This is a genomic window from Nonomuraea sp. NPDC003214, from assembly GCF_053590035.1.
This window is the reverse complement of the sequence record NZ_JBSFSX010000010.1, coordinates 215240-236458: the sequence shown is the minus strand read 5'-3', so window position 1 is coordinate 236458 and position 21219 is coordinate 215240. Positions and strand designations below refer to the sequence as shown.

Here is a 21219-nt window from a genome sequence, read left to right as displayed (position 1 = left end):
GCCGAGGTGGCGGCGGGGGCGCGCGGCGCAGCATGGAGGCATGGTCTTCATCGGATTCGTACTGCTGGGTGTGGGGCTGGTCATCGGGGTGCTGCTGGCGCTGTCGGACCCGGTCCTGCTGTCGCGCATCAACGGCGAGGAAGCCCAGGGGCAGAGCGGCAGGCACATCCACGTCGCCCCACCCCAGGAGCGGGAGGAGGAACGGCGCGCCGCGTCCGTTACCGTGGCCGTATGACCAACGGTTTCGAAACCCTGGCGATCCACGCAGGTCAGGAGCCTGACCCCGTGACCGGCGCCGTGGTGCCCCCGATATACGCCACGTCCACCTACAAGCAGGACGGCGTGGGCGGCCTGCGCTCCGGCTACGAGTACAGCAGGTCGGCCAACCCGACCAGGACCGCCCTGGAAGAGGCGCTGGCCGCGGTGGAGGGCGGGGCGCGCGGGCTGGCGTTCGCCTCCGGGCTGGCCGCCGAGGACACGCTGCTGCGCGCTGTGTGCAAGCCCCAGGATCACGTGATCATCCCCAACGACGCCTACGGCGGCACCTACCGGCTGTTCGCCAAGGTGAACGAGCGCTGGGACCTGCACTACGACCCGGTCCCGCTGGGCGACCTCGACGCGGTGGCCGCGGCGATGACGCAGAAGACGCGGGTCGTGTGGGTCGAGACGCCGACCAACCCGCTGCTCGGCATCGCCGACATCGCCGCGCTCGCCCAGCTCGCCCACGACAACGGCTCGCTCCTGGTCGTCGACAACACCTTCGCCTCGCCGTACCTCCAGCAGCCGCTCTCGCTGGGCGCGGACGTGGTCGTGCACTCGACGACCAAGTACGTGGGCGGCCACTCCGACGTCGTCGGCGGCGCGCTGATCGCCCGCGACCGGGGGCTCGGCGACGAGCTCGCCTACCACCAGAACGCGATGGGCGCGGTGGCCGGGCCGTTCGACGCCTGGCTGACGCTGCGCGGGCTCAAGACGCTGGGCGTGCGGATGGACCGCCACTGCGACAACGCCGAGCGGGTCGTCGACCTGCTGCTCGCGCACCCGCGCGTGACGCAGGTGCTCTATCCGGGGCTGGGCGAGCACCCCGGCCACGAGGTCGCCGCCAAGCAGATGAAGCGGTTCGGCGGCATGGTGTCGTTCCGGGTGGCGGGCGGTGAGGAGGAGGCCGTCGCGATCTGCGACCGGACCGAGCTGTTCACGCTCGGCGAGTCGCTGGGCGGCGTGGAGTCGCTCATCGAGCACCCGGGCCGGATGACGCACGCCTCGGCGGCGGGCTCGCCCCTGGAGGTGCCCGGCGACCTGGTGCGCCTGTCGGTCGGGATCGAGACGATCGACGACCTGCTCGCCGACCTGACGCGGGCGCTCGGCTAGCTGCCCGGCACGACCATCAGGAAGAGGATCACCAGCCAGATCACGGTCAGCAGGCCGCTGATGGCGGCGATCCGGCCGACCTGCACCTTCGCGTCGTCGTCCGCGGCCTCGCTCTCCAGGGCCTGGACGGCGCCGCGCAGGTCGCGGTCGACGATGACGAGCAGCACGATGGCGACGATGAACAGCGTCATCGACGCCGTCATGTACCAGGCGCCGAGCAGCCCGCCGCCCATCACCACGCCGAGCACGATGCCGAAGACCAGCACGCCCAGCGAGCCGACGCTGTAGATCCTGGTCATGCGCTGGATGGTGCGGACGACGGGCACGTTCTTCGTACGGATCGCGCGCGGCGCGGCGTGGGTGGCGGCGGTGATCGGCCCGATCGTGAAGATCGCGAAACCGATGTGCAGCCACAGAAGCAGGTCCGTCATGCGGAAGAGACTAGTCGCCGACGATCTCGGTGGGGGACTCGACACTCTCTTTGCCGTCAGGGGAGCCGAGCATGATGAGCTCGGTGACGGCGATGGTGACGACCATCACCAGGATCAGGACAATCATGGCGAGCATGGGACACCCCTCCTTTCCCCCCTGCCGGATGTGAATCCGCCGGACGTAAATATCGTCCGTAATGACTAGACGGCCTGGCAACGGAATAAGTTCGCCCCGGGTAAGGTGGATGGCCGCTGGTCTTTCCTTACCGTTTGGGCACAAGGGGGTGCCGTCCGTGGCCATCAGGCACGTCGAGCCGTATTCCGACGAGTGGCTGCAGCAGCCGTTCTGCTACGTGCGCCGGGTCGTCGAGCTGCTCGGCGCCGAGGCCGACGGCTGGTGGGAGGGCCCGTGCGAGCCGCGTGAGGCGACCGTCAGGCTCGCCGACGGCGCCGCGCTGGTGTGGGACGAGGAGAGTGGATGGCGGCTGGGCCGCTTCGTCTCGGGCGCCCCGGGTCAGCACACGGAGCTGTCCGGCGTCCGCTATCTCGGCGGCGGGCTGCTGCCCCGGCCGGAGCGGGTGCCCGCGGCGCTCGCCGACGCCCGCGCCGGGGTGGGCGCGAGCAGCGCCTGGCGTCCCTGCTACCGCTCGCACCGCAACTGCCGTGACGGGTTCGACGTCGCGCTCGACTTCTACGCGCGGCTCGTCGAGGCCTAACGCGCCCGGCGCACCCGCAGGAAGTCGCTCACCACATACTCGCCGAGCCGGTCGGCGCTGGGCGAGAAGACGCGCCCGCCGTTGCGCCGCGCCACCTCGTCGACGAACTCCTTGAGCCGGTCGTCCCCGGCCAGCATGAAGACGTTGATCGTGGCCCGGCGTCTGGTCATCTTGTCGACCTCGGCCAGCGTGAGCTCCAGCGTCTCCGGCGAGGGCGGCCACTCGAACGCCGAGCGGCCGTTGCGCAGCAGGTGCGCGGTCGGCTCGCCGTCGGTGACGACGAGCACGACGGGCTCGAAGTCGGGGTGGCGGTCGAGGTGCCGCCCAGCGATCAGCAGCGCGTGGTGCAGGTTGGTGCCCTGGACCATGTCCCAGTCGAGCCCGGCCAGCTCGTCGGGCTGCAGCACGCGGGCATAGTTGGAGAAGCCGATGATCTGCACGGCGTCCTGCGGGAACTTGGAGGCGACCAGGGCCTGCAGGGCGAGCGCGGTCTGCTTGGCGGCGGCCCAGGTGCCGCGCAGGGCCATCGAGTAGGACAGGTCGACGAGCAGGCAGACGGCGGCGGCGCTGCGCCGCTCGGTCTCGGCCACCTCGAAGTCGTCCACGGACAGCTTCACCGCCGTACGCCCCCCGCCTGCCGGGTCCGTACGCAGGCCGCCGGCGCGGACGGCGTTGACCAGGGTGCGGACGACGTCGACGGGCTGCTCGTCGCCGAAGCGCCACGGCCGGGACGACCCGGTGAGCTCGCCGGCCGAGCCCGCGTCGTGCTGGTCGTGGTCGCCGCGGCGGCCGGCGTCGAGCGAGGAGAAGACACGGCGCAGCGCGGTCTCGCCGAGCCGCCGCACCGCCTTGGGCGTGAGCTCCAGCTTGCCGCGGCGGCGCAGCAGGTAGCCCTGCTCCTCCAGCTCCCGTTCGATGCGCTTGAGCGCTTCGAGGTCGTCGACCGCCGAGCGGCCGAGGGCCCGGCGCACGGCGGCCTCGTCGATGTCGTCGAGCCGGGCCCCGGGGTAGTCCTGGCGCAGCGCGCTCTCCAGCCCGCTGAGGTCGGCCAGCTCCTCCAGGGCGGTGACGGCGTCGCCCATGCCCAGGGGCTCCTCGCCGGTCAGCCGTTCGGTGGCGTCCCAGGCGAGGTCGGGGCGGCGCGCGTACAGGGCCTCGCCGAGCCGCCGCATCTGGTCGGCGAGCCCGGCCTGGTCGAGCGTCTGGCTCATGAGGTTGCCGAGCTCCTCGCGCTGGCGCGGGGTCATCGAGGCGAGCATGCGCTGGGTGGCGGCGGCCCGCCGGGCGAGGATGTCGACGAGCTCGTCGAGGTTGCGCGGTTTCTCCGGAAAGAGGTCACCATATTTCGCCATGAAGGAGTCGAAGTCCGCCTGCGTGTGCTCGCCCCGGGCGTCCTTCTCCAGCATGTCGTTCAGGTCGGCCATCATCTGGCGGACCCGTTCCATCGCCGCCGGGTCGGGGTTCGCCAGCGCCTCGCGCAGCCCCCTGAACTGGGCGTCCAGCACCTCGCGCCGCAGCAGGTCGCGCAGCTCCTCGAAGGTCTGCCTGGCCGCCTCCGAGCGCCACTGGTAGGTGCTCAGCTCCTGGATGGCCCCGGCCGTGTCGTCCGGCAGCGCGTCGAGCTCGGCCTCGCGCAGCCGGGCGTCGTCGGCCGGGTCGGGGAACAGCTCGGCGCGCTCCTGCCCGATGGCCTTGTCCAGCAGCGCCCTGGCCTTCTCCAGCGTGCCGTCGAGCCTGCCGCTCTCACGCAGGTCGCGGCGGCGCCGCCGGACCTCCCTGAGCATGTCGTCCAGGCCGCGCCGGTCCTGGGCGCCCGGCAGGCCGCGCTTGAGCAGGTCGCGCAGGGCGTGGACGGGCGTGGAGCCGGACAGGATGGCGTCGCCCATCTCGTCGAGTGCCGCGCGCACGTCGTACGGCGGGGCCAGGGGGTCGGGGCCATCGTGGTACTCGCCATAGCGGTAGGCCGTCACGCACCCACGCTAACCCGAGATGCCCTGCTATGCGTCGCCGAACACCTCCCACACCTGGAACACCTGGCCGCTGCGCGGCTGATAGTCGATCTGGACCAGCACCGGGTGGCGCAGCTTCTTCAGCGCGGCGGTGAAGTCACCCGCGCCGCAGTGCTTGGTGCCCAGGCCGTCGCGGTCGGCGTTGACCGGCCTGCCGGTGAGCCAGCCCGCGCCGCAGCGGGACGTGACGCGGCTGAAGGTGAGCGCGTGCGTGTAGCCGAGCTTGACGGTCGTCCCGCCCCTGGTGAACAGCAGCGTCCGGTCGCCGGCCCGCTTGACCGTGCCGCGCACGACGCTGAGCTTCGACGGGTACGGCAGGAACTCGGTGACCTTGACCGCCTGGCCGCCGGAGTGGTGGACGCGCACCGCGACGGGGCCGGACGCGAGGCTGTCGGACAGGTCGGCGGCCCCGCACCGGGTCCGGCCGAAGTTCTTGGCGTCGAGCGCGACCCGGCCCTCGGTCTCCTTCAGGCCGCAGGCGACCGCGACCCGCAGGTAGGCGGCCTTGGTGTAGCCGAGGCGCAGCTCCTTGGCCCCCCGGATGGCCTTGAGCCGGTAGCTCTTGCGGACGGCCGTGGCCGACTGCGGCAGGATGCGCAGATGGCCGGCGCCGTCGGCCCAGGCGTAGCCGTACACGACCTGAGGAGAGGTCTCCGCCGAGGCGGGGGTGGCGTAGGCGCTCAGGGCGCACAGGGCGAGGGCGGTGGTGGCGCTGGCGAGCAGTCGCATGGGCGGTTCCCCCCCGGACGAAACGGTCAGTCGTCCAATACGACGTGCGGAACCGCCCCAATGTTCACGTCCGGTAGACGGCGACTCCGTCGAGGTCGTCCTTCGACAGCCGGCGCATGAGGTAGAGGCCCTCCATCGCGAACTCCAGCGCCGCCGCCGCGTGCCCGGGCGACTCGTCGCCGGCTCCCATGCCGAGCTTCGACATGATCTTGGCCAGGCCGTCGACGGGCCCGATGCGGCGCAGCAGCTCACCGGCGGCGACCAGCTCGCCCGACTCCACCTGGGCGCCCTCGGCGAACTTGTCGGTCAGCGGCGACAGGTCCATCGCGCCCAGCCGGGTGCGGAACGTCTCGGCCGTGGCGCGGCGCAGCAGGTGGGCCAGGATCTCGGTCTCCCTGCCCTCCTCGCTGACCTCGAACTCCACCTTGCCCCGTAGGCTGTGGACGACCGGCGCCAGGTCGCACACCCGGGTGACGGCCTGGTCCTCGCCGGTGATCGCGGCCCTGCGCACGGCCGAGGCCGCGGCGGTCTCGGCGGCGGCGATCGAGAAGCGCGCCGACACGCCGGAGCGGGCGTCGACAGCCGTGGACTCGCGGACCAGCCGGGTGAAGCGGGCGATCACCTCGACGAGGTGCTCCGGGACGTCGGCGCCGATGTCCGGCATGGACTCCTGCCGGATCAGCGTCAGCTCGTCCTCGATCGTGAGCGGGTAGTGGGTGCGGATCTCGGCGCCGAAGCGGTCCTTCAGCGGGGTGATGATCCGGCCCCTGTTGGTGTAGTCCTCGGGGTTGGCGCTGGCGATGAGCAGGATGTCGAGCGGCAGCCGCAGGTTGTAGCCGCGGACCTGGATGTCGCGCTCCTCCAGCACGTTGAGCAGCGACACCTGGATGCGCTCGGCCAGGTCGGGCAGCTCGTTGACGGAGAAGACGCCCCGGTTGGTGCGCGGGACCAGGCCGTAGTGCACGGTCTCGGGGTCGCCCAGCCTGCGCCCCTCGGCGATCTTGATCGGGTCGATGTCGCCGATCAGGTCGCCGACGGAGGTGTCGGGGGTGGCGAGCTTCTCGCCGTAGCGCTCGTCGCGGTGCTTCCACGCCACCGGCAGCTCGTCGCCCAGCTCGGCCGCGAGGGCCCGGCAGCGTCCGCAGGCGGGCGCGTACGGGTGGTCGTTGATCTCGCAGCCCTCGACCACCGGGGTCCACTCGTCGAGCAGGCCGGTGACCGTGCGGATGAGCCGGGTCTTGCCCTGGCCGCGCTCACCGAGCAGGACCAGGTCGTGCCCGGCCAGCAGGGCGCGTTCGAGATGGGGCAGGACGGAGTCGTCGAAGCCCACGATGCCGGGAAAACGGGGCTCGCCCGCTCTGAGCTTGACCAGCAGGTTTTCGCGGACCTCGGCTTTGACGGTGCGATGAACGTGGCCGCTCTCTCGCAACTCGCGGAGGATACGAGGCTGATGCACGGGATCGACCCTACGTCCCCGGCGCGCGAAGTGGCAGGGGTTTCGCATCTGGCGGATATTTCGGATCTTGACCATTGCGTGGCGGTTCGTGTGCGTGCTTGTCCCTTTAGTGGGGAGAATCGGGCCTAGGGAACTTGGACCTGCCGAGGGAGGCGAGAGGCGTGGCAGTCATGACGAGCCGCTTCGCCGACGGCCTCGCCGTGGATTCCGACCTGGTCGAAGCCGCGGAGAGGGCTGTCGGCCAGGCCCTGGCGAGGCTCAGCGGTCAGGCCGACCTGGTCTGCTTCTTCATCTGCGGCGACGATCCCGAGGACGTCGCCAGGGCGGGGGAGCGGGCGATGCGGATGGCCCCCGAGGCGCACGTGATCGGTTGCAGCGCCACCGGCGTGATCGGCGACGGGCAGGGCGTGGAGCTGACGCCCGCCGTGAGCGCGTGGGCGGCCACCCTCGACGGGGCCGAGCTGACCACGTTCGCGCTGGAGACGCTCACGGCCGAGGACAGGTTCGTGGTGGTCGGGCTGCCCGAGCGGACGGCCGACGACCACGTGGCGATCCTGCTCGCCGACCCGTACTCCTTCCCCACCGACGCGTTCGTCGAGCGCTCGGCGGAGGTGCTGGGCGACCTGCCGCTGGTCGGCGGACTGGCCAACGGCCTCCAGGGCAGGGGATCGGTACGCCTGTTCGCCGACGGCGAGGTCTACACCGAGGGCGCCATCGGCGTGCTCATCAGCGGCGCCATCCGGGTGAGCACCGTGGTCAGCCAGGGCTGCCGCCCGATCGGGCCGAGCATGGTCGTCACCCGCTGCGAGGAGAACCTGCTGCTGGAGCTCGCCGGCCAGCCCGCCCTGTCCCGCCTGGAGGACATCGTCAGCGACCTGGACGAGGACGACCGCGAACTGGTCGCCGCCGGGCTCCAGATCGGCCTCGCCATGGACGAGTACGCCGAACGGCACGAACGCGGCGACTTCCTCATCAGAGGCGTGATCGGCATCGACCCGGAGCGGGAGGCCGTGGCCATCGGCGACATCGTGGACATCGGGCGGACCGTCCGCTTCCAGGTGCGCGACGCGGCCACCGCCGACGAGGACCTGTACGACGTCCTCGACGCGCACCGGGAAGAGCTCGGCCGCGTCGACGGGGCGCTGCTGTTCTCCTGCAACGGGCGCGGATCGGCGATGTTCGGCACCGCCGACCACGACCCCGTCGCGCTGCGGGACACGCTCGGGCCGATCGGCGTGGCGGGCTTCTTCGCCGCCGGCGAGGTCGGCCCGGTCGCCGGCCACAACCACGTCCACGGCTTCACCGCCTCCGTGCTGGTGTTCTCCTCGGCGAGCGGCGGGTGATCCTCGCCCTCGACATCGGCGGCACCAAGATGGCCGCCGCACACGTGGACCACGACGGCGCCGTGCTGCGCACCCTCCGCGCGGCCACCCCGCAGGACGCCGACGCCGAGACCCTGTGGAAGACCCTCGCCGGCCTCGTCGAACCGCTCGCCGCCGGCGTGACCGCCGTCGGCATCGGCTGCGGCGGCCCGATGACCTGGCCCTCGGGCGAGGTCTCACCGCTCAACATCCCCGGCTGGCGCGACTTCCCGCTGCGCGCCCGGCTTTCCGGCCGCTTCCCCGGCCTTCCCGTACGCATCCACAACGACGCCGTCTGCGTGGCCCTGGCCGAACACTGGCGAGGCGCCGGCCGGGGCGTCGCCGACATGCTCGGCATGGTGGTGTCCACCGGCGTGGGCGGCGGCCTGATCCTGGGCGGCAGGCTCATCGACGGCGGCACCGGCAACGCCGGGCACATCGGCCACATCGTGGTCGAACCCGACGGCGGCCCGCCCTGCGGATGCGGCGGCCACGGCTGCCTGGAGGCCGTCGCGCGCGGCCCCGCCCTCACCGAGTGGGCGCTTGCCCGCGGCTGGACGCCCGGCACCGCCTCCGCGGGCGACGGCCTCTACCAGGAGGACCGCGCGGTGACCGGCCGGGCGCTGGCCGCCGACGCCCTGGCCGGGGACGAGGTGGCGCTCGCGGCGATGCGCCGGGCCGGGCGGGCGCTCGGCATCGCCATCGCCTCCGCCACCCACCTGTGCGACCTGGACCTGGTCACCATCGGCGGCGGGCTGTCCCAGGCGGGCGAGCCGCTGTTCGGGCCGCTGGAGGAGGCGCTGCGCGAGCACGCCAGGATGGCCTTCGCCCGCCGCCTGCGCGTCCTGCCCGCGGCGCTCGGCCAGGAGGCCGGGCTGGTGGGTGCGGCGGCCCTGGTGCTGACGGAGGAGCGCTAGGAGCCCAGGCCCCACTCGTCCCGGAGCCGGTCCGTGGCGGCCCGGTGCCGGGGGTGGTAGGCGGGGAAGAACTCCTTGCCGCATTCGAGGTCGTCGAGCGCCGAGCTGATCTCCTCGCGCAGGTGGGGCATGGCCTCCTCGGGAGTGAGCGCGGGCATGACCTCCATGCCGGGCTCGGCGCCGGGGTTCTGCTCCCGGCCCAGCGCCGACAGCTTGGCCCGGAAGCGCTCCTCCTCCAGGTGGCTGATCTGGCTCGGCTTCTCCGTGGACACCGGGTATCCCTTCGCGCGCAGGCAGGCCGCGTAGTCGCGCGCCAGAGCCACGAGGCGGGGGTCGCTGTCGAACTCGCGCTCGTCGAGGGCCCGGTGCGCCGCCCCGTGCAGCCGGTAGAGGTCGTCGACGGCGGTGACGTCCCTGCCGAGCACGGCCTTGACCGCGCGGGTGAAGCACTCCTGGTCGGCCTGGTGGTAGGCCGTCTGCTGGCTGGCGGACAGGGCCGAGATGTAGCGGTCGTTGGGGAAGGAGGGGTGCAGGTCCACGCCCCCGGCCTCCTGCGTGGTGCGGTGGACGTAGCCGGAGAAGACGCCGTGGCCGTACCTCTCCCGGTGCCGCCGCATCGACGCGTAGTGGCCGTCGGCGCGCCGCAGGGCTTCGGGCGTCAGCGTGCGGTCCGGCACCCACATCTCGTACTTGAAGCCGCGCTCGGCCATGCAGGCGGCCTTCAGGCTCTCCCAGCGCCACCGCTTGCCGGTGCCGCCGGCCTCGGCGCTGGAGACCGCGCAGCCGGTCAGGGCGAGGAGCACGACGAGCGCGAGGGCCCTCACAGGACGAGCCTTCGCCGCGCGGTCGCCGGGGCGACCGCCGAGGCCGCGGTGAGGACGGCCAGCAGCGCCCAGTGGGCGATCTCCTGGCGGGAGGCCAGGGACAGGTGCTCGCCGAGCACCGCCGTGGCCGGCAGCAGGTAGACGGCGGCGGCGATCGCCCAGCGGCCGTCGCGCGTCAGGCGGCCCGCGTAGACGGCGGTCACCAGGAGGGCCGCCTCCAGGACGACCCGGACGACGGTCTGCGCGCTCGGGCTCGCCAGGTCGTCCCAGCCGGGATCCAGCCCGGCGGCCACCGGCAGGACGGCGAGCCACCACCACGACCGCGGCCGTGGCCGTTCGCCTCGTGCGGCCAGCACGAGCAGCCCCAGCACCACCAGCGCGCCGGAGGTGGCCGTGGCGACCGGCCCGGCGTTGCCGTACAGGGCGGGGCCGTCCGCCCACGGGCCGCCCGGGAAGACCGGCAGGAGCGTGCGGTCGAGCCAGGGCTGCCCGAGCGTGACCGCCACGGCCTTGCTGCCGGTGAGCATCATGACCGGCAGCGCGAGCCCGACGCGCCCGCGCAGGACGGCGAGGAAGCCGAGCGCCGCCAGCGCCGTCCACAGGCCCGTCTCGGCCGTGTACGGGATCAGCGCGGCCAGGTTGACCAGCGACAGCGCCAGCACGCCGAGATGCAGGCCGTCGGCCCAGGCCGGGCCGGCGGCCGACTCGGTGAGCCGGGCGCGCATCCCGCCCAGCAGCAGGGCGCCCGCCTCGCGCGCCGGCGGGCGGGCCCGGCCGGGTCCGGCGGCGTCGAGAAGCACGTCGAGCAGCTCGTCGCCGTGGTCGGAGCGGTAGCCGGAGGGGTAGGCCCGCAGGAGTAACCGGTAGTGCCGCTCCAGCGGGCTCATCCCGCCGTCGCCCCCAGGTGCCGCCGGGTCACCACGGCGGCGGCCTGCTGCATGCGCCGGGCCTCGGCCTGGACCAGGCCGGTGCCGTCGTCGGTGATGCGGAAGTAGCGGCGCTTGCGGCCGTTGACGATCTCCTCGCGCTCGACCTCGATGACGCCGTTGGCCGCGAGCCGGTCGAGCGCGCCGTAGAGGGTGCCGACCGCCAGCGTGATCCGGCCGTCGGACAGCTCCACCACCCGCTTGAGAATCGCGTGCCCGTGGAGCGGCCCGTCGAGGAGCGAGGCGAGCACGAAGTAAGCCTGCTCGCTCAGGCCCGTCGATCCCTTCGGCATGCGGGCACCATACTTCGATGCCCGAAGTGCGGCAAGAAGATCATGCCGGGCGGCGCGGCTGGAAGAGCCAGGCGTCGAAGAGCGCGTCGAGCTGCTTACCCGACAGGCGTTCGGCCAGCGCCACGAACTGCTCGGTGGTGACGCTGCCGTAGCGGTGCTCGGCGGCCCAGGTCTTGAGCAGGGTGAAGAACGTCCGGTCGCCGATGGCCCGGCGCAGCGCGTGCAGCGTCATGCCGCCCCGCGTGTAGACGGACTCGTTGAACAGGTCGGCGGGCCTGGCCCGGCCGGGCGGGTAGGACCAGATCGGGTCGGTGGCCGGGCGGGCGTGGTAGGAGGCGAACAGGGCGTCGGCGGTGCGCCGGCCCTTGTGCTCCGACCACAGCCACTCGGCGTAGGTGGCGAAGCCCTCGTTGAGCCACAGGTCCTTCCACCGCTTGATGCTGAGGCTGTTGCCGAACCACTGGTGGGCCAGCTCGTGCGCGATGATGCCGTCGTCGGGCTCGAAGCCGCCGTAGATCGGCTTGGTCTGGTTCTCCAGCGCGTAGCCGGCGGAGAAGTCGTCGACCACGCCCCCGGTCGAGCCGAACGGGTAGCGGCCGAAGACCGTGCTCCAGTAGTCGGTGATCTCGCCCGAGACCCGGTGGAACTTCTCCAGCGTGGAGCGGAACCTGGGGTCGACGGCCGCCAGGTTGGGGATGCCGCCCGTCGTGGTGCCCTTCTTGAGGTGGAACTTCCCGATGGTGGCGGTGGCCAGGTAGGTGGTCATCGGGTGCGTCTCGCGCCACCGGAACGTCGTCCTGCCCTCGCTGGTGCGCGGCTCTCCGCGCAGCTCGCCGTTGGCCAGCGCCGTCACGCCCTCGGGCACGGTGATCTCGAAGTCGAAGGCCGCCTTGTCGGCGGGGTGGTCGTTGCCGGGGAACCAGGTCTTGGCGCCGTTGGGCTCGCACGCCACGAACGCCCCGTCGGGGGTCGGGACGAAGCCGTAGGTGCCCAGGTTGGTGGAGTTGCGCACCGGCTCGGGCACTCCGGAGTAGGAGACCCTGGCGATGAACGGCACGCCGCGAGCGAGCGGGCGGGCCGGGACGACCGTGAGCTCGTCGCCGGCCCGGGTGAACGTGGCGGCGGTCCCGTCGACCCAGACCCCGTGCACGGTGAGGCCCCTGAGGTCGAGGTTGAACCGCGACAGCGGCGCCGTGGCCGTGGCGCGGATCGTGGCCTCGCCGTCGAGCTGCTTGCTCGCGGGCGTGTAGCCGAGCTTGAGCGCGTAGTGGGCGACGTCGTAGCCGCCGTTGCCGTCGGTGGGGAAGTCGGCGTCCCCGATGCCCGCCGCGCCCGCCTGGGCCCCCGCCGGGCCCTCGTCGCGGGCCGCCCCGTCGGACGGCCCGCACGCGAGCACGCTCATCAGGGCGGCCAGCGCCGCTGCCCGCCGCCTGGTGTGCCTCATGACGCGGCTCCCCTTCGTGATCGCAAACTTACGTAACGTAAGCATCCACGAAGGAGCCGCTGATCACCACCGGTTCAGAGGTTGCCCCTGCGCTCCTGCTCGCGCTCGATGGCCTCGAACAGCGCCTTGAAGTTGCCCTTGCCGAAGCCGAGCGAGCCGTGGCGCTCGATGAGCTCGAAGAATACCGTCGGGCGGTCCTGCACCGGCTTGGTGAAGATCTGCAGCAGGTAGCCGTCCTCGTCCCGGTCGACGAGGATCTTGCGCTTGTGCAGCTCCTCGATCGGCGCGCGCACGTTGCCGATGCGGGCGCGCAGCTCCGGGTCCTCGTAGTAGGAGTCGGGGGTGTCGAGGAACTCCACCCCGGCCGCCCGCATGTGGTCGACGGTGGTCAGGATGTCGTTGGTGGCCAGCGCGATGTGCTGCACGCCGGGGCCGCCGTAGAACTCCAGGTACTCGTCGATCTGCGACTTCCTGCGGCTGACGGCCGGCTCGTTGAGCGGGAACTTGACCTTGCGGGTGCCGTCGGCCACGACCTTGGACATCAGCGCCGAGTATTCGGTGGCGATGTCGTCGCCGACGAACTCGGCCATGTTCGTGAAGCCCATGACGTTGCGGTAGAACTCCACCCACTCGTCCATCTTGCCGAGCTCCACGTTGCCGACGCAGTGGTCGACGGCCTGGAAGAGCCGGCCGGACTTGGTGGCGGGCGGGGCGACCAGCGGCTCGGCGGCGACGTAACCGGGCAGGTAGGGGCCGCCGTAGTTGGACCTGTCGACGAGCGTGTGGCGGGTCTCGCCGTAGGTGGCGATCGCGGCGAGCACGACCTTGCCGTGCTCGTCCTCCACCGTGTACGGCTCGTCGAGGCCGCGGGCGCCGTGCGAGACGGCGTGCTGGTAAGCCGCCTCGACGTCCGGCACCTGGATGGCCAGGTCGATGACTCCGTCACCGTGCGCGGCCACGTGTGCGGACACCCCGGTGCCCGCCCGTACGGCGCCCCGGAACTCGAACGTGGCGCTGCCCGAGGTCAGCACGTAGGCCACCTCGTCCCGGCTGCCGTTCTCGGGCCCTCGGTAGGCGGTCAGCTTCATGCCGAACGCCGTGGAGTAGTAGTGGGCGGCCTGCTTGGCGTTGCCGACGGCGAAGACCACTGCATCCATGCCGTTGACCGGAAAGACATCACTCATGCCACTAACTCTCGATTTACCTGGGCGAGTTGTGCAAGAGTTACGTAGATGAGTGGACAATCTGCCCAATCCTGGGTGTGAAGCACCGGAGAACCTGTGACTATTGACCACCTCGACGCGCGCCTCATCGCTCTGCTCGCCGCGGAGCCGAGGCTGGGGGTGCTGGAGTGCTCGCGCCGGCTCGGGGTCGCCCGCGGCACCGTGCAGGCCCGGCTCGACCGGCTGATCGCCCGGGGCGTCATCACCGGGTTCGGACCCGACGTGTCGACCGTCGGGCTGGGCTACGACGTCACCGCGTTCGTGCTGATGGAGATCCGGCAGGTCGCCGGGCACGACCCGGTGGCCGACCGGCTGGCCCTCATCCCCGAGGTGCTGGAGGTGCACACCATCACCGGAGGCAGCGACCTGCTCTGCCGGGTGGTCGCCCGGACCAACTCCGACCTGCAGCGCGTCATCGACCAGATCGTCGGTGTGCAGGGAGTTCTCCGGACTTCTTCGATCATCGCCCTGGACACCCCTGTTCCGTACCGAGTGTTGCCTTTGGTGGCCGATGTCCCGCGCAGGGAGGGTCAACGGCCGTAGCATCGGCTCAGGACGATGCACCGTTATCGATCGTTTACCCTTGACGTTCGCGCCGAGGACCAGGGGAGGGCGGCACGATGCGAAAGCGGCGGTTGCTGCGATTCCTGCTGATCACGGCCGGTGCCGGCCTCGTCGTGCTGGCCGCGCTGTTCGGCATCGCGTGGGCGATGACGCCCATCCCCGACAGCACGCAGAAGGACGCCACCGCCCAGGGCTCGGTCATCTACTACCGCGACGGCAAGAGCGTCATCGCCCGCCAGGGCATGAACCGCCGGGTCGTCACCCTGGACAAGGTGCCCGAGCACGTCCGCGACGCCGTCATCGCCGCCGAGAACCGCTCCTTCTACGAGGACGGCGGCGTCTCGGTCAAGGGCACGACCAGGGCGCTGTGGTCCACGCTCACCGGGCAGCAGCTCCAGGGCGGCTCCACCATCACCCAGCAGCTCGTCCGCAACTACTACAGCGGCCTGAGCCAGGAACGGTCGGTCACCCGCAAGTTCAAAGAGATCATGATCTCGCTGAAGGTCGACCAGTCCAAGTCCAAGGACTGGGTGCTGGAGCAGTACCTCAACACCATCTACTTCGGACGCGGCGCCAACGGCGTACAGGCCGCCGCCCAGGCGTACTTCGGCAAGGACGTCGAGGACCTGAGCATCGCCCAGGGCGCCTACCTGGCCGCGGTGATCCAGCAGCCGAGCCGCTTCGCCGACCCGGTGGGCCCCGACCTGGACGCCGCCGAGGCCCGCTGGCGCGCGATCGTGGACGCCATGGTGGAGACCCGCGCGCTCACCCCGGCCCAGGCCGCCGAGCAGAAGTTCCCCAAGCTCAAGGCGCCCAAGAAGCCGTTCCAGCTCAAGGGCCAGGCCCAGTACATGCTGGAGCAGGTCACCGCCGAGCTCAACCGGCGCGGCTACACCGACGAGGACATCAACGGCGGCGGCCTGAAGATCGTCACCACGTTCGACAAGGACCTCATGGCGGCCGCCGAACGCGCCGTCAAGGAGACGCTGCCGGACAACCTGCCCAAGAAGCTGCGCACCGGCCTGGCCGCCGTCGACCCGGCCACCGGCGAGGTCGTCGCCTTCTACGGCGGCAGCCCCAGCAAGTCCAAGTACGACAACGCGTTCTCGGCCAAGGTGATGGCCGGCTCCACGTTCAAGCCCTACACGCTGGCCGCCGCGCTCGACAACGGGTTCGGCCTGTCGACCAGGGTCAACGGCAACTCGCCGATGCGGGTGGCGTCCGACCCGGACAACCCCATCCCCAACGACAGCGGCCGCTCCTACGGCCGGATCGACCTGGTCTCCGCCACGCAGAACTCGGTCAACACCGCGTTCGTGGACCTCGCGCAGAAGGTCGGCCCCGAGAAGGTCGCCGCCACCGCCGAGGCGATGGGCATCCCGGCCGCCCAGCTCGCCCCGCACGTCCAGGCCGCCACGTTCCCGCTGGGCGTGGCCTCGGTCAGCGCCGTGCAGAACGCCTCCGGCTTCGCCACCTTCGCCAACGGCGGCGTCCACATGGAGACGCACGTCGTCAGGAGCGTCACCGACGCCGACGGCATGAAGGACGTCGTCAAGCCCGAGGCCACCCGCGCCGTCAACGAGCAGGCCGCCGCCGACGCCACCTACGCGATGCAGCAGGTCGTCCAGTACGGCACGGGCACCGCGGCGCGGCTGTACGACCGGCCGGTCGCGGGCAAGACGGGCACCACCGACGACTCCCGCGCGGTGTGGTTCAACGGCTTCACGCCGCAGCTCGCCGTGGCCGTCGACATGTTCCGCGACGACAACAAGACCGTGAGCATCCCCGGCTACGGCGTGCAGTTCGGCGGCCAGCTCCCGGCGCGGATCTGGCGGGCGTTCATGGCCGAGGCGATGGAGGGCGAGCCGGTCGAGCGCTTCCCCGAGCCGTCGCGCTACGGCTACCAGCCCGACTACGGCGAGCCCCGGCACGACCAGCGGCGGCCCGAGACGCTGCCCACCGACGGGCCGGAGCAGGAGTGGACGGAGACGCCCGACTCGCCCGACGCCACCGAGCCGCCGATCCCCGAGCCCACCACCGAGCCCGACACGCCCGACGAGCAGTCGCCGACCGTCCCGGACGAGCAGCAGGGCCCGCCGACGCAGGCGCCGGCCGAGCCCACGGGCGGCCCGCCCGACGACGGCGGCCGCCCGGAACCCGTTCTCTAGCCGGGCCGCCCACACGTCCTGATCGTGTGGGGACCGGCGTCCCTCCGGCCGCTGTGGAACGTTCTGCGGCTCATACGCTGCCTCTCCCCGTCGGTGCGTTTCACCCCGACGCTAGAGAGCGCGTGTTGGGAACCTGTTGGTGCCCGGTCAGCCCCCGGAGCGCTCCAGCTGCGCCCGCAGGTCGGCGGCCGTGGTGACCGGCAGCTTGCAGGCGAAGCCCTCGCACACGTACGCGGCCGGCGACCCGGCGACCAGCCCGCGCCCCTGGAGCAGCGGCACGGCGTCAGGCGCCGACCCGGAGCCCAGCGCCACGACGGCGCCCGGCGCCCCCGCCAGGTAGGCCGCCTTGTGCAGCTCGGCGGTGCGCGGGTCGTCCGGCGGTCCGACGACCGCCACCTCGACCGGCCCGTCGAGCGCCGCCCGCGCCACGGCCAGCCCCCACCCGGCGAACCGGGCGTGCTTGCCGGCCAGGACCGACACGGTGCCGAGCGCGGCGTGGGCCGCCTCGCGGTGCCGGGCCGAGCCGGTCAGCGCGGCGTAGGACAGCAGCGCGCCCGCCGCCGCGTACTGGCCGGACGGGGTGGCGTTGTCGGTCGGGTCCTGGGGCCGCTGGAACAGCCGCTCGGCGTCGTCGGCGGTGTCGTAGAAGCCGCCCGTCCCGTCGCCGAACCTGTCGAGCACGGTGCCGAGCAGCGTCTCCGCCAGCCGGAACCAGCGCGCCTCACCGGTCACGCCGTGCAGCGCGATCAGGCCCTCGGCCAGGTTCGCGTAGTCCTCCAGCACGCCCGCGTTGGCCCCCGCCCGCCCGTCGCGGGAGGTGCGCAGCAGCCTGTCGCCCTCGACGTGCACCTCGTGGAGCAGCACGGCGGCCGAGGTGGCGGCCTCGACCAGGTCGGGCCGGTCGAACACGATCCCGGTCTCGGCCAGCGCGGCGATCGCCAGCCCGGTCCAGCCGGCCACCACCTTGTCGTCGCGGCCCGGCCGTACGCGCTCCTCGCGGGCGGCCAGCAGCCGGGCCCGCACGCTGTCGAGCCGGGCCGTGTCGGCGGGGTCGGACAGCAGTTGCAGCACCGACGTGCCGTGCTCGAACGTGCCCGTCACCTCGAACACCCCGGCCGCCCAGGCGCCGTCGTCGTCGCCGAGCACCTCGCGGAGCTGCCCGGGGGTCCAGACGTAGAACTTGCCCTCCTCGCCCTCGCTGTCGGCGTCGAGCGCCGAGGCGAACCCGCCCTCGGGCGTGCGCATCTCGCGCAGCAGCCAGTCGGCCGTCTCCAGCGCGATCCGCCTGGCCAGCGGGCCGCCGCCGGCGACCCACCAGTGGGTGTAGACGCGCAGCAGCAGGGCGTTGTCGTAGAGCATCTTCTCGAAGTGCGGCACCACCCAGCCGGCGTCGACGCTGTAGCGGGCGAACCCGCCGCCGAGCTGGTCGTACAGGCCGCCCCTGGCCATCGCCTCCAGCGTGCGGCCGCTCATCTCGCGCTCGCCCGAGCGCAGCAGGAACTCCAGCACCATCGACGGCGGGAACTTCGGCGCGCCGCCGAACCCGCCGCGGACCGGGTCGTACGACTCGCGCAGGTTGGCCACGGCCTGCTCCAGGGTCCCCGCCGTCGGCAGCGGGCCGCTGGGCAGCGTGGTGCCGGAGCCGAGCACCTCGACGACCTTCGCGCCCTGCTGGAGCACGGTCTGCCGATCCTCGGTCCAGGCCTGGTGCAGCCCCAGCAGCAGCCGCTGGAACTGCGGGCGCGGGAAGTAGGTGCCGCAGTAGAAAGGATGCCCGTCGGGGGTCGCGAACACCGTCATCGGCCAGCCGCCCTGCTGCGTCATGGCCTGCGTGGCGCTCATGTAGACGGCGTCGACGTCGGGCCGCTCCTCGCGGTCGACCTTGACGTTGACGTAGTGCTCGTTCATCAGCCGGGCGGTGGCCTCGTCCTCGAAGCTCTCGTGCGCCATCACGTGACACCAGTGACACGCCGAATAGCCGACGCTGATCAGCAACGGGACGTCGCGGCGCCGGGCCTCGCTCATCGCCTCCTCTCCCCACGGCCACCAATCGACCGGATTGGCGGCATGCTGGAGCAGATAAGGAGAGGTCGAGCCGGCGAGCCTGTTCACACAGCCAGGCTCTCACACGCCCGGGACCCACCCGTTATCGGCGGACCGGTGTTTGCGAAGGCGGCGGGGGCGTAGTTTACGGATCGTGGATCTCGACTTCGTCTGCGCGCACGCCGGGCGCGCACCGGCCGCGCTCACCCGGCGCGACGTCGCCCGCGCCCTGCTGGCCGTGGCCTCCGGGGTGGCGCTGGTGGCGCTGCCCGACCTGCGGCGGGCGATGATGGCCGCGGGCAACCCGCTGTCCGTGCGGTTCTGGGACTCGGCCAGATCGGCGCTGAGCTCCATCGAGTCGGGCGCCGCCACGATGGGCGACGTGCAGCGCTGGGTCGAGTCGACGGGCACCGAGCCGATCCTCATGACGCCGAGCTACTTCGTGTGGCCGGAGGAGGACGAGCGCGGGCCGGTGGCCCAGGAGATGTTCGGGCGGCTGGTGGCCTACCTGGAGGAGCGGGTGCGCTCGGGCGAGATCGACCCCGACGCGCTGGCGGCCGGCGACCAGGGCGCGCGGCGCGCGTACGAGGAGCTTCAGGAGCGGTGGCTGGCCACGCCGCTGGCCGACGGGCGGGTGCCCGGGTTCGCGGTCAGCGACGAGCAGGACGAGGAGCTGTTCGCGGCGTTCGACGAGGAGGAGGCGTTCGCGCTGTCGGAGCTGCGGCGCATCCTCGGCGAGCTGGACAAGCTGCCGGAGCTGCCGATCGCGGAGCTGGACCGGGCGGCGACCCGGCTGCGCGAGCTGCTGGGCGAGCCCGGCTATCCCGGCAACGTGCTGCGGGCCTGCGCGGGGTTCGACGAGCGGCCGCTGCCGGTCGACGAGGCGGAGCTGTGGCTGTCGGTGGCGGCGGGCATCGCCGGGCCGGTGTCGGACCTGTCGGAGGAGAGCGACCTGCTGGAGGAGTTCGCCGACCTCGACCGGGAGGTCAGCGTCGAGGACTCGGTGCTGGCCAACCTGTGCGCGCTCCAGCACGCCGACTGGCTGGCCGCGGTGGCCGCGCTGACGCGGCTGGGGCCGGGCGCGCCCGCGTCGCCGGAGCGGATCGCGGTGCTCATCGCCGAGTCGGAGGACATCGACGGCTACGACGAGGACCCGGGCGACCTCGACGCGACGGAGGCGCTGTTCGTGCCGGTGGTCGCGCTGTGGGCGCAGCTCGGCATCGTCGACGAGGACGAGAGGCTCACGCCGCTCGGCTGGTGGGGTCTGCCGATGGCGCTGGAACGCGCCTGGTCGCCCGCCGACTAGCTGCCGGGCTGGTCGCCGAGCAGGCTCTTGAAGTCGGGGTGGCGCTCGATGTAGGAGGCCACGTAGGGGCAGAGCGGCTGCACGGTCAGGCCGGTGTCACGCGCCGCCTCCAGGGCGTGCTTGACCATCCGGCCCGCCAGCCCCTGCCCCTCGTGCTCGGGCGAGACCTCGGTGTGGGTGAAGACGATCTTGGTGGGCAGCAGGCGATAGTCGGCGAACCCGGCGACCTTGCCGTCGACGAGAACCTCGAACCGGCTCTCCGCCGAGTTGTCGACAACTTCAATCGGCATTTTTCACGCTTTCCTGCTGCCGAAGCTCGGCCTCGGAAGGCACCTCGATCTTCGAGATCTGCTTGTTCATCGACTTGACCAGCAAATAGAGCGCGAAGCCGATGAGAGCCACGACGGTGAAGCCGAGGATGCCCGGACTGATGTCACCTGCTGCTAGAACGGTCACACCTCCAGTCTGCCACCTGGGGGTGGTGCTCCGACCGGCGCCTCAGTGGCAGGCGGGGGAGGTCTCCTCGGCGTGGATCCCGGCGAACAGGTCGTCCTCCGGCAGCTCGGTGTCGACCAGCGAGCGCGCCAGGTGGTAGTCCTCCGTCGGCCAGATCTCCTCCTGCAGCTCACGCGGGCAGACGAACCACCAGCCGTCGGGGTCGACCTGGGTGGCGTGCGCCTTGAGCGCCTCGTCGCGGATCGCGAAGTACTCGCCGCACGGCACCTTCGTGGTCACCTCCCACTTGGCCGGCCGGTCCTCCCAGCGGGAGATCCAGTCGGCGTACGGGGAGCCCATGTCGCGCGCGGTCATCGCCTCGTGCAGCGCCTCGAAGCGGGCCCGGTGGAAGCCCATGTGGTAGTAGAGCTTGAGCGGCTGCCACGGGTCGCCGGTGCCCGGGTAGCGGTCGGGATCGCCGGCCGCCTCGAACGCCTCCACCGACACGCGGTTGGTCATGATGTGGTCGGGGTGCGGGTAGCCGCCGTCGTCGTCGTACGTGATGATCACGTGCGGCCTGAACTCGCGCACGGCCGCCACCAGCGGCGCCGAGGCGTCCTCCAGCTTCTGCAGCGCGAAGCAGCCCTCGGGCAGCTCCTCGTCCTCGCTCTCGGGCAGCCCCGAGTCGACGAAGCCGAGGAAACGCTGCTGCACGCCCAGGATCTCGCGGGCCCGGTCCATCTCCGCGCGGCGGACCGCGGCGATGTTGGCCACGATCTCCGGCCGGTCCATCTTCTCGTTGAGCACGGAGCCGCGCTCGCCGCCCGTGAGCGTGCAGACCAGCACGTCAACGCCTTCGCGGACATATCGCGCCATCGTGGCGGCGCCCTTGCTCGACTCGTCGTCGGGGTGGGCGTGGACGGCCATCAGCCTCAGCGGTGCACTCACGGGCTCGATGTCTCCTCAGTAGGGACCGATCAGTTGCCCAGAGAGGTTAGTTTCT

The 21219-nt window shown here is 72.0% G+C and carries 22 protein-coding genes; 8 read left to right on the top strand and 14 right to left on the bottom strand.

Annotation, left to right across the window (positions count from 1 at the left end; all coding sequences use genetic code 11):
- Nucleotides 1-40: 40 nt before the first annotated feature.
- Both ACWDXC_RS31450 and ACWDXC_RS31445 read left to right on the top strand, forming a co-directional pair.
- Nucleotides 41-235, top strand: a complete 195-nt coding sequence (locus ACWDXC_RS31450) for a hypothetical protein (RefSeq protein ID WP_219505040.1) — start codon at nucleotides 41-43, stop codon at nucleotides 233-235.
- Complete coding sequence (locus ACWDXC_RS31445) at nucleotides 232-1371, top strand: cystathionine gamma-synthase (protein ID WP_375073913.1); 1140 nt, start codon at nucleotides 232-234, stop codon at nucleotides 1369-1371. Before ACWDXC_RS31450 ends, ACWDXC_RS31445 begins: the two co-directional genes overlap by 4 nt.
- Here the strand turns inward: ACWDXC_RS31445 and ACWDXC_RS31440 are convergent.
- Together ACWDXC_RS31440 and ACWDXC_RS31435 are read right to left on the bottom strand one after the other, a co-directional pair.
- Complete coding sequence (locus ACWDXC_RS31440; RefSeq protein WP_219505036.1) at nucleotides 1368-1802, bottom strand: DUF2269 family protein; 435 nt, start codon at nucleotides 1800-1802, stop codon at nucleotides 1368-1370. The genes ACWDXC_RS31445 and ACWDXC_RS31440 overlap by 4 nt on opposite strands.
- Before the next feature lie 10 nt (nucleotides 1803-1812).
- Complete coding sequence (locus ACWDXC_RS31435) at nucleotides 1813-1938, bottom strand: hypothetical protein (RefSeq protein WP_281426989.1); 126 nt, start codon at nucleotides 1936-1938, stop codon at nucleotides 1813-1815.
- A gap of 157 nt (nucleotides 1939-2095) precedes the next feature.
- Between ACWDXC_RS31435 and ACWDXC_RS31430 the strand changes: the two genes are divergently transcribed.
- Nucleotides 2096-2518, top strand: coding sequence for a DUF6292 family protein (locus ACWDXC_RS31430; protein ID WP_449987727.1), 423 nt, complete (start codon nucleotides 2096-2098; stop codon nucleotides 2516-2518).
- Here ACWDXC_RS31430 and ACWDXC_RS31425 read toward each other — a convergent pair.
- The 3 genes from ACWDXC_RS31425 to ACWDXC_RS31415 form a co-directional block, all read right to left on the bottom strand.
- Nucleotides 2515-4488: a vWA domain-containing protein gene (locus tag ACWDXC_RS31425; RefSeq protein WP_449987725.1), complete on the bottom strand. Its 1974-nt coding sequence runs from the start codon at nucleotides 4486-4488 to the stop codon at nucleotides 2515-2517. The two genes, ACWDXC_RS31430 and ACWDXC_RS31425, sit on opposite strands and share 4 nt — an antisense overlap.
- 27 nt (nucleotides 4489-4515) lie before the next feature.
- The gene (locus tag ACWDXC_RS31420) at nucleotides 4516-5256 is read right to left on the bottom strand and encodes a hypothetical protein (protein ID WP_449987722.1); all 741 of its coding nucleotides are present in this window, start codon (nucleotides 5254-5256) and stop codon (nucleotides 4516-4518) included.
- A 64-nt stretch (nucleotides 5257-5320) separates the two neighbouring features.
- Nucleotides 5321-6760: a sigma 54-interacting transcriptional regulator gene (locus ACWDXC_RS31415; RefSeq protein WP_219505029.1), complete on the bottom strand. Its 1440-nt coding sequence runs from the start codon at nucleotides 6758-6760 to the stop codon at nucleotides 5321-5323.
- 122 nt (nucleotides 6761-6882) lie between these two features.
- Between ACWDXC_RS31415 and ACWDXC_RS31410 the strand changes: the two genes are divergently transcribed.
- Both ACWDXC_RS31410 and ACWDXC_RS31405 read left to right on the top strand, forming a co-directional pair.
- Complete coding sequence (locus ACWDXC_RS31410) at nucleotides 6883-8055, top strand: FIST signal transduction protein (RefSeq protein ID WP_357586321.1); 1173 nt, start codon at nucleotides 6883-6885, stop codon at nucleotides 8053-8055.
- A complete protein-coding gene (locus ACWDXC_RS31405; RefSeq protein WP_449987719.1) occupies nucleotides 8052-8990 on the top strand; it encodes an ROK family protein in 939 nt (312 codons plus the stop codon). Before ACWDXC_RS31410 ends, ACWDXC_RS31405 begins: the two co-directional genes overlap by 4 nt.
- Here ACWDXC_RS31405 and ACWDXC_RS31400 read toward each other — a convergent pair.
- The 5 genes from ACWDXC_RS31400 to hppD form a co-directional block, all read right to left on the bottom strand.
- Nucleotides 8987-9814 (bottom strand): hypothetical protein, encoded by an 828-nt coding sequence (locus ACWDXC_RS31400; protein ID WP_449987717.1) that lies wholly within the window; start codon nucleotides 9812-9814, stop codon nucleotides 8987-8989. The genes ACWDXC_RS31405 and ACWDXC_RS31400 overlap by 4 nt on opposite strands.
- Nucleotides 9811-10701 (bottom strand): hypothetical protein, encoded by an 891-nt coding sequence (locus tag ACWDXC_RS31395; RefSeq protein WP_449987715.1) that lies wholly within the window; start codon nucleotides 10699-10701, stop codon nucleotides 9811-9813. The genes ACWDXC_RS31400 and ACWDXC_RS31395 overlap by 4 nt, the downstream gene beginning before the upstream one ends.
- Nucleotides 10698-11033 carry a PadR family transcriptional regulator gene (locus ACWDXC_RS31390; protein WP_219505021.1) on the bottom strand — a complete coding sequence of 112 codons (336 nt, stop codon included), beginning with the start codon at nucleotides 11031-11033 and terminating at the stop codon, nucleotides 10698-10700. Before ACWDXC_RS31390 ends, ACWDXC_RS31395 begins: the two co-directional genes overlap by 4 nt.
- A 40-nt stretch (nucleotides 11034-11073) precedes the next feature.
- Nucleotides 11074-12477 carry a M1 family metallopeptidase gene (locus ACWDXC_RS31385; protein WP_364176903.1) on the bottom strand — a complete coding sequence of 468 codons (1404 nt, stop codon included), beginning with the start codon at nucleotides 12475-12477 and terminating at the stop codon, nucleotides 11074-11076.
- A gap of 74 nt (nucleotides 12478-12551) precedes the next feature.
- Nucleotides 12552-13661, bottom strand: a complete 1110-nt coding sequence (gene hppD, locus ACWDXC_RS31380) for a 4-hydroxyphenylpyruvate dioxygenase (RefSeq protein ID WP_219505019.1) — start codon at nucleotides 13659-13661, stop codon at nucleotides 12552-12554.
- Nucleotides 13662-13757: 96 nt separating this feature from the next.
- Here hppD and ACWDXC_RS31375 point away from each other — a divergent pair, with 96 nt between their 5' ends.
- A complete protein-coding gene (locus ACWDXC_RS31375) occupies nucleotides 13758-14243 on the top strand; it encodes an Lrp/AsnC family transcriptional regulator (protein ID WP_449987711.1) in 486 nt (161 codons plus the stop codon).
- Nucleotides 14244-14320: 77 nt separating this feature from the next.
- Nucleotides 14321-16432, top strand: a complete 2112-nt coding sequence (locus ACWDXC_RS31370) for a transglycosylase domain-containing protein (RefSeq protein ID WP_449987708.1) — start codon at nucleotides 14321-14323, stop codon at nucleotides 16430-16432.
- Between the two features lie 147 nt (nucleotides 16433-16579).
- Here the strand turns inward: ACWDXC_RS31370 and ACWDXC_RS31365 are convergent, their stop codons facing one another.
- Nucleotides 16580-18544, bottom strand: a complete 1965-nt coding sequence (locus ACWDXC_RS31365) for a thioredoxin domain-containing protein (RefSeq protein WP_449987705.1) — start codon at nucleotides 18542-18544, stop codon at nucleotides 16580-16582.
- Between the two features lie 85 nt (nucleotides 18545-18629).
- On the opposite strand from ACWDXC_RS31365, the gene ACWDXC_RS31360 reads away from it, so the two are divergent.
- On the top strand, nucleotides 18630-19781 hold the full coding sequence (locus ACWDXC_RS31360; RefSeq protein WP_449987702.1) for a hypothetical protein: 1152 nt from the start codon (nucleotides 18630-18632) through the stop codon (nucleotides 19779-19781).
- Here ACWDXC_RS31360 and ACWDXC_RS31355 read toward each other — a convergent pair.
- From ACWDXC_RS31355 to mca, 3 genes are read right to left on the bottom strand one after another with little or no spacing between them, the layout of a single operon-like run.
- The gene (locus ACWDXC_RS31355; protein ID WP_449987700.1) at nucleotides 19778-20071 is read right to left on the bottom strand and encodes a GNAT family N-acetyltransferase; all 294 of its coding nucleotides are present in this window, start codon (nucleotides 20069-20071) and stop codon (nucleotides 19778-19780) included. The two genes, ACWDXC_RS31360 and ACWDXC_RS31355, sit on opposite strands and share 4 nt — an antisense overlap.
- A complete protein-coding gene (locus ACWDXC_RS31350) occupies nucleotides 20061-20237 on the bottom strand; it encodes a hypothetical protein (RefSeq protein WP_364176889.1) in 177 nt (58 codons plus the stop codon). Before ACWDXC_RS31350 ends, ACWDXC_RS31355 begins: the two co-directional genes overlap by 11 nt.
- Nucleotides 20238-20279: 42 nt before the next feature.
- Nucleotides 20280-21164, bottom strand: a complete 885-nt coding sequence (gene mca, locus ACWDXC_RS31345; RefSeq protein WP_449987696.1) for a mycothiol conjugate amidase Mca — start codon at nucleotides 21162-21164, stop codon at nucleotides 20280-20282.
- Nucleotides 21165-21219: the final 55 nt, after the last annotated feature.